Consider the following 16,048-nt stretch of genomic DNA (forward strand, 5'->3'; position numbering starts at 1 on the left):
AGGTGTCCGCCGAGCTGGTGAGGGTGGCCGGTTTGTCTGTGCCGAGGGTGGCCGCTGTGGTGTTCACATCGGTGGTATCGGGTTTGCCATTGTCGGTGTTCACGGCGTCCCTCCCAGGTGCGCGTCGAGAATTCGGGCGATGGCCGCGAGCGCGTGCGGTGCGGTCAGTTCTTCGTGGCTGACGTCGATGTCGTGGTTGGTGATGGTGCCGGTGATCCAGGGCCGCCAGCCTTCGGGGCCGAAGATGTCCGAGGTGTGCACGGTGGCGCTGAAATACAGCGCGTCGCCGTGGAAGACGGGCCGCTGGTAGCCGGTGCGGGTGGCGGCGGAGGCGTTGTAGGAGGCGGCCATCCGTTCCAGGGTGGCGGCGTCGACCAGGTCGACCCCGCCCATGCGGTCGCGGATCATGGCGGCGGCCTGCGCGGCGGTGGTGTCGGCGGGGATGTCGGTGATGCCGAAGACGGACCCGAAGGTCGCGACGAAGGAACCGGCGGTGAGCTTGTCGATGCTGTCACCGTCGATATCGGTGCTGTCCGCGTCGAGTAGGGCCAGGGTGGCGACCTCGTCTCCGGTTGCCTCGAGCTGGGCGGCGACGGCGTGCGCGATCAGGCCGCCGAATGACCATCCGAGCAGATGATAAGGCCCGTTCGGTTGGAGTCTGCGAATTTCGGCCACGTAGCGTTCGGCGAAGTCGCCGATGCTGCGGGCGTGCGGTTCGCCGGAAAGGTCCGGTGCCTGCAGGCCGTAGATCGGCCGCCCGGGAGCCAGGGCCTCGGCGAATCCGAGGTAGGTCCAGGCGATGCCGGACGACGGATGGACGCAGAACAGCGGTGGCTCATCGCCGCCGGGCCGGATGGGCAGCACCACATCCAGGCCGAGTCCGGGACCGGCTTCGGCGCGCGAGGCTTCCAGCGCGGCGGCCGCCTGCTGCTCGCGCAGTTCGGCCATGTGCCGGCGTTCGGCCTCGGCCGCGAATTCGGCGGCGGGCGAGGTGGCGAAGTACGCCGCGGCGGCGAGCGCGTCGGTCCACAGGTGGGCGAGCATGGTGATCTCGTGCCGGGGCAGCAGGGTCTGCGGGAAGGTGAAGCTGGCCTGCAACCGGTCTCCGGCCACCACCGCGTTGATCTCGATCTCGGCGGTGACGGGCACGTCGGCGTGTTCGGTGGTGCGCAGGTCGCCGAATTCGTCGGTGGGCAGCCAGCCGAGGTCCTCGAGCCCGGCCGGGATGTCGGCGGTGGCGTAGCGGCCGAGGTAGTTGAAGCCGATGCGCCCGGGCACCCGGTGCGGCAGGGCCGCGGCGGTCTCGGGGTTGAGGTAGCGCAGCAGGCCGTAGCCGATGCCCTTGTCCGGCACGGCCAACAGCTGGTGTTTGACGGCCCGGATGGCCGCGCCCATGGCGGGTCCGCCCGCGAAGGCGTCCCGGATCGGGATGTGGGACAGGGCAAGCCGCACCGGGTAGACGGTGGTGAACCAGCCGAGGGTGCGGGACAGGTCCGCGCCCGGCACGATCTCCTGCTGCCGTCCGTGTCCTTCGAGGCGGACCAGTACCGCCTCGGACGGGTCCATGCGCCAGCGCATGACGGCCAGGGCGAGCGCGGCCAGCAGGGTGTCCTCGACGGTGCCGTCGAAGAGTCCGGGCAGGGTGGTGAGCAGAGTGTCGGTGACCTCGGCGTCGAGTTCGATCTCCACGGCGCGCACCGTGGGGACCCGGTCGACGGCCGGGTCCAGTTCGCGCGGCCCGATCGGCGGGTCGGGCGTGGCGGTCACCTCGCGCCAGTAATCGAGTTCGGCCGTGCGGGTGTCGCGCCGTGCGGCCTCCTCGAGGGCGTGCGCCCAGCGGCGCAGCGAGGTGCCGGTCTCGGGCAGGATCGGGGTGGTGTCGCCGCTGATCTGTGCCCAGGCCGCGATCAGGTCGGGGACGAGGATGCGCCAGGAGACGCCGTCGGTGACGAGGTGGTGGGCGACCAGGATGAGGCGGCCGCGCCGGTCGGCGGGGCTGCCGGGCGCGGGGTCGAGCCACACCAGTTGCAGCACGGTGCCGGTGGCGGGATCGAGGCGGCCGAGTGCGGAATCGGTTTCGGTGACGGCGTATTCGCGCAGGTCGACCGCGTCGGCGGTATCGAATTCGATGCGGTACAGCAGTGCGTCGACGTCGACCGAGCCCGGTTCCCCGATGCTCATCCGCCATTCGCCGTCCTCCTGGGCGAGCCGGGCGCGCAGCGCGTCGTGGTGGTCGACGACGGCGGTGACGGTGGCCACGAGTTGTTCGCGGCTGATCCCCTGCGGCAGTTCCAGGACCGCGGTCTGCGCGAATCGCCGGTGGTCGCCGCCGCGTTCGAGCATCCAGCGCACGATCGGGGTGAGCGGCAGGTCGCCGACGCCGCCGCCGGGCAGTTCCTCGAGTACGACGGTGTCGCCTCCGGCCGCGGCGAGCGCGGCCAGCGCGGCGACGGTGCGGTGTTCGAAGATCTGCAGCGGCGTCAGTTCGATGCCGCGCAGTTTGGCCCGTGACACCAGCTGGATGGCGAGGATGCTGTCGCCGCCGAGGGCGAAGAACGAGTCGTGCACGCCGACCTTGTCGCGGCCCAGCAGTTCGGCGATGATCTCGGCGAGCCCGGTCTCCAGATCGCCGCTGGGCGCGCGGTATTCGGTCTCGGCCTCGAACACCGGGGCCGGCAGTGCGCGCCGGTCGAGTTTGCCGACGGCGTTGAGCGGGATGGCGTCGAGCACCACGAAGGCCGAGGGCACCATGTAGCCGGGCAGCCGGTCGGCGGCGTGGGCGCGCAGGTCGGCGAGGTCGATCTCGCGGCCGGGTTCGGGCAGCAGGTAGGCGGCCAGGGCGGTGGCGCCGCCGGGGCCGGGAACGCCGAGTGTGACGGCGAATTCGACGCCGTCGGCGGCGGACAGCGCGGCGTCGATCTCGCCGAGCTCGATGCGCTGTCCGCGCACCTTCACCTGGAAGTCGGTGCGTCCCAGGTATTCCAGGCGCGGTTCGTCGAGGTAGCCGGTCCAGCGCACGAGGTCGCCGGTGCGGTAGAGGCGTTCGCCGGGCCGCCCGTACGGGTCGGCGACGAAGCGGGCGGCGGTGAGGCCGGGGCGATGGTGGTAGCCGCGGGCCAGCGCGTGCCCGGCGAGGTACAGCTCGCCGGCGACGCCCATGGGGACCGGCCGCAGCCGGTCGTCGAGGACCAGGGTGGCCGCGCCCCGGATCGGGGCGCCGATGGTGACGGGCTGCCCCACCACCAGCGGCTCGGAAGCCGTTGCCCAGATGGTGAATTCGGTGGGACCGTACAGGTTGATCAGGGTGCGCCCGGTGGCCCAGCGCGCCACCAGATCCGGCCCGATGGCCTCGCCCGCCACGGCCAGCACCCGCACGCTGGACACGGCGTCCGGGTCCAGGGTGGCCAGCGCCGACGGCGTGATGACCAGGTGTGTGACCCCCTGGGTGGCGATGAGCTCGGTGAGCGGTTCGCCGCCGAACACGTCGGGCGGGGCCACGATGGCGGTGCCGCCGGACCCGAAGGCCATGAGCGCCTCGAAGGCGGAGGCGTCGAAACTCGGTGAGGCGACCTGGAGTACGCGGCAGTGCTCGCCCAGTGCCAGTAGTTCCCGTTGGGCCCGCACCAGATCAGCGATGCCGCGGTGCGATACGGACACGCCCTTGGGCGTGCCGGTCGACCCGGAGGTGTAGATCAGCCAGGCGGGGTGGTCCGGGTGGCTGCGCAGGGCGCGAACCCGCCCGCCCCCGAGTGGGATTCGCACGCTGGAGGCGGCCGGGTCGTCGAGCACCAGCCAGCCGATCCGGTCGGGCAGCACCTCCCGGTGCGCGCTGGTGGTGAGCCCGAGCACCGCGCCCGAGTCGGCGAGCATGTGGTCGATGCGGTCGAGGGGGTGGCGCGGGTCGATGGGCAGGAACGCGGCCCCGGCCTTGGCGCACGCCCAGATCGCGGTGATGAGTTCCGCGCCGCGTGAGAGGGCCAGCGCCACCACGGTTTCCGATCCGGCTCCGGCGGCGGAGAGTTGCATGGCCAGCCGCTGCGAGGCGGTGTCGAGTTCGCGGTAGGACACCGCGCGCCCGCCGGCGATGATGGCCGGGCACAGCCGGTGCGCGGTGGCGGCGGCCCGGAACACCTCGGCCAGGGTGGTGATTCCGCTGGTCCGGGGTCCGCGCACCGGGACCAGGGCGGCGTGTTCGGCGAGGTCGAGCAGTTCGATATCGGAGAGCCGGATGCCCGGGTCGGCGGTGACGGCGGTGAGCACGCGCCGCCAGCGGGTGACCAGCCGCGAGGCGGTGGTCTCGTCGAACAGGTCGGTGGCGAAGGTGAGGGTGCCGTCGAGTCCGGCCTCGTCGAAGCCGGGCAGCGGGGCGCGCAGGTCGAAGGTCAGGTCGAACTGGGAGGCGTCGCGTTCGATGGGTTCGACCTCGACCCGCAGGCCCGGGAATTCCACGGTGGGCGGTTCGAAGTTCTGCAGCGACAGCGAGACCTGGAACAGCGGGTGCTGGGCGGTGGAGCGCGGCGGGTCCAGGACCTGCACGAGTCGTTCGAACGGCACGTCGCCGTGCGCGAACGAGTCCAGGTCGGCGGTCCGGACCTGCGCCAGGAAGTCCCGGAATCCCAGTGCCGGGTCGACCGGGGTGCGCAGTGCGAGGGTGTTGACGAACATGCCGACCAGGTCGTCGAGGGCGGCCTCGCCGCGCCCGGCCACCGCGGTGCCGATGAGTACGTCCGGGGTTCCGGCCAGCCGCCACAACAGCACCGCCAGCGAGGCGTGCAAGACCATGAACAGGCTGGTGTCGGTGGCCGCCGCCAATTCGGTGAGCGCTTCGTGGGTGCCGGCGTCGATGCGGAATTCGAGGTCGCGGCTGTGCAGGCTCTGCACCGCGGGGCGCGGCCGGTCGGTGGGCAGTTCCAGCACGTCCGGTGTCGAGGCGAGTCGCTGCTTCCAGAACCGGACCTGTTGTGCGGCACGGGATTCGGGATCGTTCTCGTCGCCGAGCAGTTCGCGCTGCCAGATCGAGTAGTCGGCGTACTGCACCGGCAGCGGCGGCCGCTCGGGCTCAGCGCCGTGGGTGCGGGCGAGGTAGGCGGTGACGAGGTCGGTGGCGAGCGGCGCCATGGAGGCCCCGTCCGCGCTGATGTGGTGCACCACCAGCACCACCACGTGTTCGGCGGGTTCGCCGGGGCGCGGGGTGAGGCGCAGGACGTGCACGCGCAGGGGGGATTCGCGGGTGAGATCGAAACCGGTCCCGGTGTTCTCGGCGATGGCGGCGTGCAGGTCGGGGCCATCGTTCGTGTCGGCGAAGCTGATCTCGGGGGCCGCGGCGTCGGCGCTGAGCACCACTTGACGGGGCCCGTCGGCGTCGGCGGGATAGATGGTGCGCAGCGATTCGTGCCGGGTCACCACGTCGGCGACCGCCCGGCGCAGCGCGTCGACGTCGAGTTCGCCGGTGAGGCGCAGCGCGGCGGTGATGTTGTAGGCGGCCGAGTTCGGGTCGAGCCGGTTGAGCACCCACATGCGTTGCTGGGCCGGGGACAACGGGATCCGGTCCGGCCGGATGCGCGGGGCCAGGGTCGGCAGGCCGGGGAGTTCCGCGCCGGGCACGATGCGCGCGGACAGTTGCGCGACGGTCGGCGCGTCGAACAGGTCGCGCAGCGCGATGGTCGCGCCGAGGGCCGCGTTGACCCGGGCCACCACGCGGGTGGCGGTGAGGGAGTTGCCGCCCAGCTCGAAGAAGGACCGGTCGATGCTGACCTCCTCGGCCTCGAGGACGTCGGCGAAGACCTGGGCGACGGCGGTCTCGATCTCGGTGCGCGGCGCGAGGTACTGCTGATCGAAGGTCGCGAAATCCGGTGCGGGCAGCGCGTTCCGGTCCAGTTTGCCGACGGGCGTGAGCGGCACGTCGTCGAGTTCGATGAGGTAGCTGGGCACCATGTAGCCGGGCAGCGCCGCGGCGATGCGGGTGCGCAGCAGTTCGGTGTCGAGGCGTTGCCCGGGGGCGGCGACCACGTAGGAGACCAGTACGGTCTGCCCGCCGGGTCCCGGGCAGCCGAGGGTGGCGGCGTAGTCGACCTGCTCGTCGGCGGCCAGCACGGCGTCGATCTCACCGAGTTCGATGCGCAGGCCGCGGATCTTGACCTGGAAGTCGCTGCGCCCCAGGTATTCCAGTTCCAGCTGGGTGCCGTCGGCGGTCTTGACCTCCACCCAGCGCACCATGTCTCCGGTGCGGTACATGCGCGCGCCGGGCGCGGTGAAGGGATTGGCGACGAAGCGGGCCGCGGTGAGCCCGAACCGGTTGAAGTAGCCGCGGGCCAGCGCCGGCCCGGCCAGATACAGTTCGCCGGTCACCCCGAGCGGCACCGGCCGCAGCCAGCTGTCGAGCACCAGGGTGGCCGCGCCGCGCACGGGGGCGCCGATGGTGATCTGCTCGCCGGGCCGCAGTTCGCCGGGGCCGGTGGCCCACACGCTGAATTCGGTGGGCCCGTACAGGTTCACCATGCGCCGCCCGGTCGACCAGGCCGCCACCAGTTCGGGCCCGGCTGCCTCACCGGCGACCGACAGGCAGGTCAGGCCGTCGAGTCCGGCAGGGTTCATGGTGGCCAGCACCGACGGCGTGATGACCGCGTGCGTGACCCCTCCGGTGCGCAGCAGTTCCTCGAGGGCGTCGCCGCCGTAGACGTCGGGTGGTGAGATGACCAGCCGCCCGCCCGCGCCGTGCGCCATGAGCAGCTCGTGCACCGAGGCGTCGAAGCTGGGCGAGGCCACCTGCAGGGTGCTGGAGGTCTCGTCCAGATCGAGCAGACTCTGCTGGGAGGCCGCGAGATTGGCGAGTCCGCGATGGCTGAGCAGCACGGCCTTCGGTTTGCCGGTGGATCCGGAGGTGTAGATGAGGTACGCGGTCTGGGCGAGGTTGATGGGCCCGCCGCGTTCGTCGTCGGTGATGTGCGCGTCGGACACGGTCATGACGCGCCGGATGGTGTTGAGGTCGTCGAGCAGCAGCCAGTCGATGGTGCCGGGCAGGGTCTCGCCGACCGAGCACACGGTGACGCCGATGGGCGCGCGCGAGTCGGTGAGGATGTGCTCGATGCGTTCGACCGGATAGTTGGGGTCCAGCGGCAGGAACGCCGCGCCGGTCTTGGCCAGCGCCCACACCGCGACCACCGATTCCACCGACCTGGTCAGGGCCAGCACCACGAAGGTCTCGCGACCGACCCCGCGCCGCAACAGGACTCGCGCGAACCGGTTGGACCAGGCGTCGAGGTCGCGGTAGGTCATGGACACGGTGCCGGAGCTGATCGCGACGCCATCGGGGTTGGCGCGCGCGCCCGCGGCGAGGATGTCGGGCAGGGTGCGCAGCGGCGTGGGCGTGCCGCCGCGGACCGGCACCAGCTGTGCCCGCTCCAGGGGGTCGCAGTGCTGCAGCTGCGCGGTGCGGCGTTCGGGGTGTTCGGCGATCTGGTCGAGCAGCAGCAGGAACCGGTCGAGCAGTCGCCGCGCGGCGGCCTCGGGCAGCTCGTCGGCCATGAATTTGACGGTGATGCGCAGGCTTTCGCTGCCGTCGGCGGCGCGTTGCGGGATCACCATCAGGTTCAGGGGGTAGGGGGTGGCGTCGGTGCCGGACACGTCCAGGATCCGCATGCCCGCGATATCCAGTGCCCGCGAGAGGGTTTCGCGGTCGATGGGATAGGACTCGAACACGGTGAGGGTGTCGAACAGTTCCGGCAGCCCGACCGCCCGGTGAATGGCGGCCAGCCCGATGTGCTGATGGTCCAGCAGCCGCGCCTGCTCGGTCTGCACCCGCGCCAGCAGATCGCCCACGCGCTCACCGGGATCCAGTCGCACCCGCACCGGCAGGGTGTTGATGAACAGCCCCACCATCTCCTCGATCCCGCCCAGCTGCGGCGGCCGTCCCGAGACGGTGCCGCCGAAGACCACGTCGGTGCGTCCGGTGAGCATGGCCAGCAGCAGCGCCCACCCGGCCTGCACCGCGGTGTTCACCGTGGCCCCGGCAGCGCGCACGGTCTCGGTGAGCTGCTCCAGTTTCGTCGTGCCGAAAACGGCGGAGACCATGCCGGATTCGGTGGAGGTGATGCCCGCCAGTGTGGGGATCGCCCGGGTGGGGGAGTCGACCCCGGCCAGGGCCTCGGTCCAGGCGGCCAGCGAGGCGGCGTCGTCCTGTTCGCCGAGCCAGGTCAGGAATTCGCGATAGGAGTGCGCCGGGGCCTGTGGGATCTCGTGCCCGGTGACCGCGGCCAGATAGCCCGCGAGCAGTTCGCGCACCACCAGCGGCGTGGACCAGCCGTCCAGCGCCAGATGGTGATTGGTCATCAGCAGCGTGTACGCCTCGGCGTCGGTGCGGATGAGGCTGAAGCGCAGCAGTGGCGGCCGGGTGAGGTCGAAACGGGTGCCCGCGTCCACCGCGATCAGGCGCGCCAGTTCCCGCTGCCGTTCGGCCGGTTCCGCGATGCGGGTGAGATCGATGTCCTGCCAGGGGATCTCGGCCTGGCCGAGGACCAGCTGCCGGGGCCCGTCGGGGGTCTCGACGTAGGCGACGCGCAGCACCTCGTGCCGCTGCAGCAGGGCCGCCGCCGCGGTGCGCAGCCGCCCGGAGTCGACGCGCCCGGCCAGATTCAGCTGGGTCTGCACGGTGTAGCCGTCGGCGGTGTCGGTGTCGTAGCGGGCGTGGAAGAGCAGGCCGTACTGCAACGGTGACAGCGGCCAGACCTCGGTGAGGTCGGGGTATTCGCGTTCCCAGGCATCGATCTGCGCCTGCTCGACGGCCACCAGCGGGAAGTCCGAGGGCGTGTGCCCGCCCGCCCCGGCGTGGCGGGCGTGGGTGACCAGCGCGGTCACCGCCAGCCCCCACAGCCGCGCCAGCTCCTCCACCTGCGCGGCGGACAGCACCCGCGACGCGTAGGCCCAGGTCACCTCGAGGCCGGCGGCGGTGTGGAAGGCATTGATGTCGATGACGGCGGCCAGCGGCGCGGCGTCGTCCTGGGTGGCGGCGAATCGGATCGGCACCCACGGGGTTTCCGCGCCACCGGGATGCTCCACGCCGGCGCCTGTGCGGCCGAGATAGTTGAAGCTGAGCTGCGGTGTGGGCGCGCCCGCGAGTTCGGCCGCCGTCGCGGCGTCGAGCCGGCGCAGCATGCCGAAGCCGACGCCCTTGTCGGGGATGGCCCGCAGCTGCTCCTTGACCGCCTTGAGCGCCGCGCCCGCCGCGGGTCCGCCGTGGAAGGCGTCGTCGAGAGCGAGCTCGCCCAGGTCGAGGGCGACGGGGAAGACGCTGGTGAACCAGCCGATGGTGCGGGAGATGTCCGCGCCCGGCAGCACCGCTTCCTCGCGGCCGTGGCCTTCGACGGTGAGCAGGGTCCGCGGCGTCTGCCGCAGCCGACTCGAGGCGAGGGCGAGCGCGGTCAGCAACGCGTCCTCGAGTCCGCAGTGGAACCGCGCCGGAATGAGTTCCTGTGCGGCCGTGGCGGTGTCGGGGTCGATGACGGTGCGCAGCTGACCCATGGTGGCCACGGTGTCGAGCTCGGGGTCCAGGTCGCGGGTGCCCAGCCGCGGGTCGGGCGCGGTGAGGACCTCGCGCCAGAAGGGGAGTTCGGCGGCGCGGGCGGGGGCCTGTTCCGACTGCCCGTGCGCCCAGCGCCGGAAGGAGGTGCCGACGGGCGCGAGGGCGCCGCCCGCCCACGCGGTGGCCAGGTCCGGCAGCAGGATGCGCCACGAGACGCCGTCGGTGACCAAGTGGTGCAGCACCACCCACAGCAGGGGCAGGGCCTCGCCCCGGTCGATGAACACGAACCGGGCCACCACCCCGGCCGAGGGGTCGAGCAGGTCGGCGGCGCGCTGCAATTCGTTCTCGCCGTCGCTGCCGGGTTCGGCGGTGACGGTGTCGATGAGGGCTCCGGCCTCCACCACGCCGGGCTCGCCGACCCGCCACACCCAGGGGTGCGCGCCGGTGCCGGGCTCGTGGGTGAGGGTGCTGCGTAGCAGGTCGTGGCGGTCGAGCAGGGCCTGGACGCCCGCGGTGAGCGCGGCCCGGGCAGCTTCGCCGGAGGCGAATATGTCTTCGGTGTGCGGCAGCGGAATCAGCACGGCCTGAGCGAATCTCGGCCAGGTGTCGCCGTGTTCGAGCATGTCGTGCACGATCGGGGTGAGGGTCACCGGGCCCACCGCCCCGCCGGGCAGCTCCTCGATCACCGGCGCGGTGACCGCTGTGGCGATGGCGGCCAGCGCGGCGACGGTCTTGTGCTCGAACACATCCCGGGCGCGCAGCCCGAGTCCGGCGGCCTTGGCCCGCGCCACCAGCTGGATGGCCACGATGCTGTCGCCGCCGAGGGCGAAGAAATTGTCGTCGGCCGACACCGCTTCCACGCCCAGCACGGATTCGAACACCGTGGCCAACGCCCGTTCGGTGTCGGTCGAGGGTGCGCGTCCGGCCCGCGGCCCGGATCCGAAGTCGGGTGCGGGCAGCGCGCGCCGGTCCACCTTGCCCGCGGGGGTCAGTGGCAGCGTGTGCAGCACCATCACCACCGACGGCACCATGTGCGCCGGAAGCTGCTGGGCGACGGTGGTTTTCACGTCCTCCGGCGCGACCACCGAATCGGCCGCCAGCACGTACGACACCAGCGCGGTCGCCCCGCCGGGTGTGGTCGCGCCGATCGTGACCGCCATCTCGACGCCCGGGTGCCGGGCCACGGCCGCGTCCACCTCGCCGAGTTCGATGCGGAAGCCGCGCACTTTCACCTGGGTGTCGCCGCGGCCCAGATACTCCAGCTCCCAGCGGCCGGACCGCCGTCGCCAGCGCACCAGGTCGCCGGTGCGATAGATCCGGGCGCCGGGATCGACGGGGCTGGCCACGAATCGTCCGGCGCTGAGCCCGATGCGCTGGTGGTAGCCACGCGCGAGACCCGCACCGCTCAAATACAGTTCGCCGACCACCCCGGGCGGCACCGGCCGCAGCCACGGGTCGAGGACCAGCGCCCCCACCCCGCGCGACGGCGCGCCGATGGTGATCGCCTCGCCCGGCGTCAGCGGCGCGCTGAGGGTGGCGGTGATGGTCGCCTCGGTCGGCCCGTACCCGTTGATGACGCACCGGCCGGCCCACCGCACCGGCAGCTCCGGCGGGCAGGAGTCGCCGCCCACCACCACGGTCCGCAGCCGCGGCAAGGTCTGTGGTTCCAGCGAATTCGCTACCACTGGAGTCACATTCAGGTGCGTGACCTCGAGCGTGCGCAGCACCCGCGCCAGATCGTCGCCCGCGTAGGCGGCCGGGGGCACCACGCCCACCGTCGCGCCGACCGCGAACGCGACCAGCAGCTCCTCCACCGAGATGTCGAAGCTGGGGGAGACCGCGTGCGCCACCACGGCATCGGAGCCGACTCCGAACGCCGCCCCGGACCCGGTCACCAGATTCGTCAAACCGCGATGGGTGACCGCGACACCCTTGGGCAGACCCGTCGAGCCGGAGGTGTAGATGAGGTACGCGACCTGGTCCAGGCGCACGGGATCCAACCGGTCGGCGTCGGTGATCGGAGCGGAATCGGTTGCGGCGATGGTCTTCTCGGTCTCCGGATCGTCGAGGACCAGCCACCGCACCCGGTCCGGCAGCGCGGCTCGCGAGCCCGCCACCGTGACGCCGGCGACCACGCCGCTGTCGGTGAGCATGTGCTCGATCCGGTCGATCGGATAGCCGGGATCGACGGGCACGAACGCCGCGCCGGTCGCCGCGACCGCCCACATGGCCAGCACCGACTCGGCGGAGCGGGGAATCGAGATCGCCACGGCGCGTTCGGGTCCCGCGCCCGCGGCGATCAGCACCCGCGCCAGCCGGTGGGCGTACTCGGTGAGCTCGCGATAGGTGAAGGCGGTGCCGTCCACCCGCAGCGCGATGGCCGACGGGGCCTTCGCCGCGCCCCCCGCCAGGATCTCCGGCAGGGTGTGGGGCCGGCTGCCGTCGCGGCCGCGCGCGGGGGCCAGCGCGGCGCGTTCGGCCTCCGACAGCGCGGTCACCGCGGTCAGCGACTGTTCGACGCCGCCCGCCAGGAAGCGGTGCAGGAAGTCCAGGAACCGGGCGTGCAGTGCCGCGAGTTCGGGTTCGTCGTAGCGGTTGGGATTGGCCTGGAAGTCGATGTGGGTGGGTTCACCGCCGGTGCCCGGATAGACGTTGACGAACAGGTCGTCGATCATGCCCGAGGTCAGCACGTGCAGCTGCCCGGTCACCCCGCCGAGACGGATGCGGGTGTCGGCCAGCATGAGGTTGACGGTCGGCCCGAAGCCGGCGACCTCGTCCATGGCCCAGCCCAGGTCGCGGAAGATGTCCTCCTGCCGGTACCGCTGGCGGCGCAGCGCCGCGGTCAGCTCACCCTGGGTGGCGCGCAGCAGATCGCCGACGGTGGCGGTGGGGGACAGCGGCAGGCGCAACGGCACCACATTGGCGACCATGCCGCCGGATCGGCGCAGCGTGGCGGTGGTGCGGCCGGACACCGGCAGGCTCAGCACGATCTCGCCCGCCCCGGTCATGGCTCCGACGTAGGCGGCGAAGGCGGCCACCACGACCGGTGCCGGACTGGTGGATTGCGCGGCGGTCAGCGAGTCCAGCAGGGCCGCCGTGTCTTCGGGCAGCGCGCCGCTCAGCAGTCGCGGGTGGGCGTCGACCGCGCCGGTGCGCCGCCCCAGCAGTGCGGGCTCCGGTATCCCCGCCAGGTGCTCGCGCCAGTAGTCGCGGTCGGCCTGCAGCTTGTCCGAATTCCGGTAGGCCGCATCGGCTTCCACGATGCGTGGCAACGGTTCGGCCTTGCCGGCCGGGACCTCCTGCCCGGTGACGGTGGCGTTGTAGATCTCCGAGGTGCGCTGCAGCATGGTGAGCGCGCCGACGCCGTCGAGCAGGATGTGGTGGAACCGCGAATACCAGTACCAGCTGTCCTCGCCCAGCCGCAGCATCACCATGGTGCACAGGCGGTCGCGGGTCAGGTCCAGGGGCGCGGTGTACTCGGCGCGCATCCACTCCTGGGCGGCGGCGCGCGGGTCGGGCGCGCCGGTGCAGTCCACGGTCTGGACGGCGTCGTCGAGGGTGGTGTCGACCAGCTGCCACGGCAGTTCGTCGATCTCGATCAGCCGCAGGTAGCCGGTGCCGAACTCGCGTCCGGCCCGGCGTGCGGCGTCGGCCAGCAGTTCGGCGTCGATCGGCCCGGTCAGCTCCACGTATTGGGCGATGGAGACGGGGGTGTCCCCGGCCAGCTGCTGGGCGAACCAGATGCCGCGTTGTGCGGCGGAGAGGGCGAAGGCCGCCGAGGTGTCGGGAGTGGAGGGCAGGGGACTGCTGAGAGCCATACTGCGGAAACCTTCTGCGGGCTGCGGCGGCTTCGGCGCGGTCAGGAGGCCTTCCGCGCCAGGTTCAGTTCGGCCTCGCTGAGCGGGGCGTCCGAGCCGGTGAGGTACTGCACCAGCGTGCTGCGGTCATCGAGCACCAGCCAGCGGCTCGGGTCGGTGACCAGATCCAGTCCGGCCTTGGTGGTGACGCCGAAGTCGGCGCGGGCCACGCTGGACTCGGTGGTCACCGGGACGGGAATGGCGCCGGTCTTCTCGATGGCCAGGCGGGAGACCATGGCCTCGACTCGCGGCGTCTCCGCGATCACGATCTTGGCCCCGGGGTGGACCCCGAGACCCAGCAGCATGCGCGCCACCCGGTTGCTCCAGCGATCCAGTTCGGCGTAGCTCAGGTCGCAGTCGGCGGTGGTCACCGCGATGGCCGTGGGAGCCGCGGGCGATTCGACCGTCTTGCACATGAACATCATCCTCTCGGAGGGGCCGCTTGCGGTGGCGTTCGGTATGTATCCACTTTCGCCGCCGCGAGCCGCCGCCGGTAGCGACCACAGTGCTGCCGTAATCCGCTCCGAGGGTGCGCGTTGTCCCACCCTGGGGTGGGTGGAAGATCAGCCGTTCAGGGCGTCCATGGCCGCCGAGATCATGGTGATCGAGTCGCGCGGGCTCAGCGCCATGGCCCGGAGCTGGTCGAACATCACCCCGTAGCGGCGCACCTCCGGGTGGCCCTCGATCAGCTCGTCGCTGGCGATGCCCTCCACGTACACCAGCTCCGGGTCGGCGGGGTCGGGGAAGTCGAGCAGGGTGAAGGAGCCCAGCATGCCCGGGTGCGCGCCGGCGTCGAAGGGCAGGATCTGCAGGATCACGTTCCGCTTGTTGGTGTGGTCGAGCAGCTGACTGAACTGTTGGTTCATCACCTCGGGGCCGCCGACCATACGGCGGATGACGGCCTCGTCGAGCACCACCCACAGCTCCAGGGGGTTGTCCTTGGTGAGCACCTTCGACCGCTCCTGCCGAGCCCGAATCCGTTGCTCGATAACCTGATCCGACACCTTGGGCATGGTGGTCTGGTAGACCGCGCTGGCGTACGCCTCGGTCTGCAGCAGGCCGGGGACGTAGGTGGACTGGAAGAACCGCGCCGAGAGCGACTCGGCCTCGAAGTTGATGTATGCGCCGTAGACCTCCGACACCGCGTCCTCGAAAGACCTTGCCATGCCGGGGCGTAACGCGTCGACCAGCAACTGCAAGGCATCTGAACGCGCGGGTTCACCGATCCCGTAGAGGTCCAGCATGGCCGTCAGGGTGCGGCGCTGCGGCCTGGCCTGGGCGGTCTCGATCCGGTACAGCGTGGTGACGTTGATGCCGGTCTTGGCGCTGACCACTTCTTTGCTGAGCCCGGCGCTCTCCCGCATCTCGTGGAGCATCGCGGCGAGCCTCCGCAAACGGACAGTGAGCACGGTGCGCTTGCCTGCCATGACGACCCTTTCCCTTGGCGCACTTGCTAGAACGCAGTATTGCGTTCTTGCATTTGTAAGAGCATGATCCAGCTAGCCTATTCGTGAACAACCGATCCGATGACCGGTATAGCTGAATCCGGAGACCAATCATGTTGGTGCGATTAGTGATGCTGTCGGGTGCGTATAGGGAGTCTCGATGACCATGTCGATAGCCGGTGTTCTGCCGACCGCTCCGCAATTGCTCTGTGCGTTCCAAGGGAGGCGATTTCAAGATCGAGTATTGCTGAGGTCCGCGCACGCACTCGCCGAACTGCACGAACGTCGCGCCCAGGTACGGGATCCCATGATGGTCAGCGAGATCGATTGCCGCCGCGGCGAACTCGTTGACGATATCAACGATTGGGTGGAGCAGGAACTGCCGCAGCACCGCAACGGCGCCACCATGCACACCGAGAGCCTGGGCGCCGTGGTGGACCGCATGGCCCGGAGCTGGGTCGAAGCCAACCAGGTGATCGATCACGAGGGCGCTTCCAGTGATAACACCCATAAACACTGGTACCACCTGGCCGAACTGGTTGACGGCTACACTGATCTCGTATTCGACGTGGCCGGTGGTCGTCGCCGTTTGCCGGAACAGTGATCCCGAATGCATTGACACAATTGATGTATTGCCACCGAATCGTTGATTCGTCCCGCCCGTAGACGGCGGGCGCAACGGGGCGCCCCGCCCGGCGTGCCGCGTGGTCGACTGGCGCGGCACGCCCGCCCTGAATTAGTGGGAAGCGTTTAGAACCAACCGTCCGGTGTTTTATTCGCGAAGTATTTCATTCACACGGATTCGAATTCATGACCGTGCGGGTGAAATACGGCGTTCCGCACTATGAGGGGGGAGTTCGACATGAACCAGGGCGAGGGCGCCGCCACCGACCTGTACCAACGGGCCCGTACCGGCGACTTCCGGCTGGACGTCGCCACCGCGCGCCACTGCGCCGCAACCTTCCTGCGGTTCGCAGCCGTGCTGGATCCGCACATCGACCGCAGCCACCGTGTCCACACCCTCGGTGGCTTCGGCGATTTCGGGTCCGCCCGGCAATTGCGGCGCGGCTTCGAACGCAAGGGCCGCGACCTCACCGGCACGCTCACCGCGCTGCGGAGCTCCGCCGAGGACATGGCCGCGGCCTATCTGCTCGCCGCGGGCCTCATCCGCGCCACCGACGACACGCATTCCCGCGCCCTCCTGGCCGCCGCCGCGGGTCTCTGACCCG

At 71.0% G+C, this 16,048-nt stretch carries 5 protein-coding genes; 2 read left to right on the top strand and 3 right to left on the bottom strand.

What is annotated here, in order from left to right; genetic code table 11:
• Window positions 1-99: 99 nt before the first annotated feature.
• From ACFYTS_RS06205 to ACFYTS_RS06215, 3 genes are all read right to left on the bottom strand, one after another.
• A complete protein-coding gene (locus tag ACFYTS_RS06205) occupies window positions 100-13,335 on the bottom strand; it encodes an amino acid adenylation domain-containing protein (RefSeq protein WP_387301715.1) in 13,236 nt (4,411 codons plus the stop codon).
• A gap of 41 nt (window positions 13,336-13,376) precedes the next feature.
• Complete coding sequence (locus ACFYTS_RS06210; RefSeq protein ID WP_357281483.1) at window positions 13,377-13,790, bottom strand: AMP-binding protein; 414 nt, start codon at window positions 13,788-13,790, stop codon at window positions 13,377-13,379.
• Window positions 13,791-13,937: 147 nt separating this feature from the next.
• Window positions 13,938-14,801 carry a helix-turn-helix transcriptional regulator gene (locus ACFYTS_RS06215; RefSeq protein ID WP_357281481.1) on the bottom strand — a complete coding sequence of 288 codons (864 nt, stop codon included), beginning with the start codon at window positions 14,799-14,801 and terminating at the stop codon, window positions 13,938-13,940.
• Window positions 14,802-15,063: 262 nt separating this feature from the next.
• Between ACFYTS_RS06215 and ACFYTS_RS06220 the strand changes: the two genes are divergently transcribed.
• Entirely contained in the window at window positions 15,064-15,423 is a 360-nt protein-coding gene (locus ACFYTS_RS06220) for a DUF4254 domain-containing protein (RefSeq protein ID WP_379102218.1), read from the top strand.
• 258 nt (window positions 15,424-15,681) lie between these two features.
• Entirely contained in the window at window positions 15,682-16,044 is a 363-nt protein-coding gene (locus ACFYTS_RS06225) for a hypothetical protein (RefSeq protein ID WP_357281479.1), read from the top strand.
• The last annotated feature ends 4 nt before the right edge of the window (window positions 16,045-16,048 follow it).

Origin of the sequence: Nocardia sp. NPDC004151 (assembly GCF_042874235.1) — a bacterium.
Lineage (GTDB): Bacteria > Actinomycetota > Actinomycetes > Mycobacteriales > Mycobacteriaceae > Nocardia.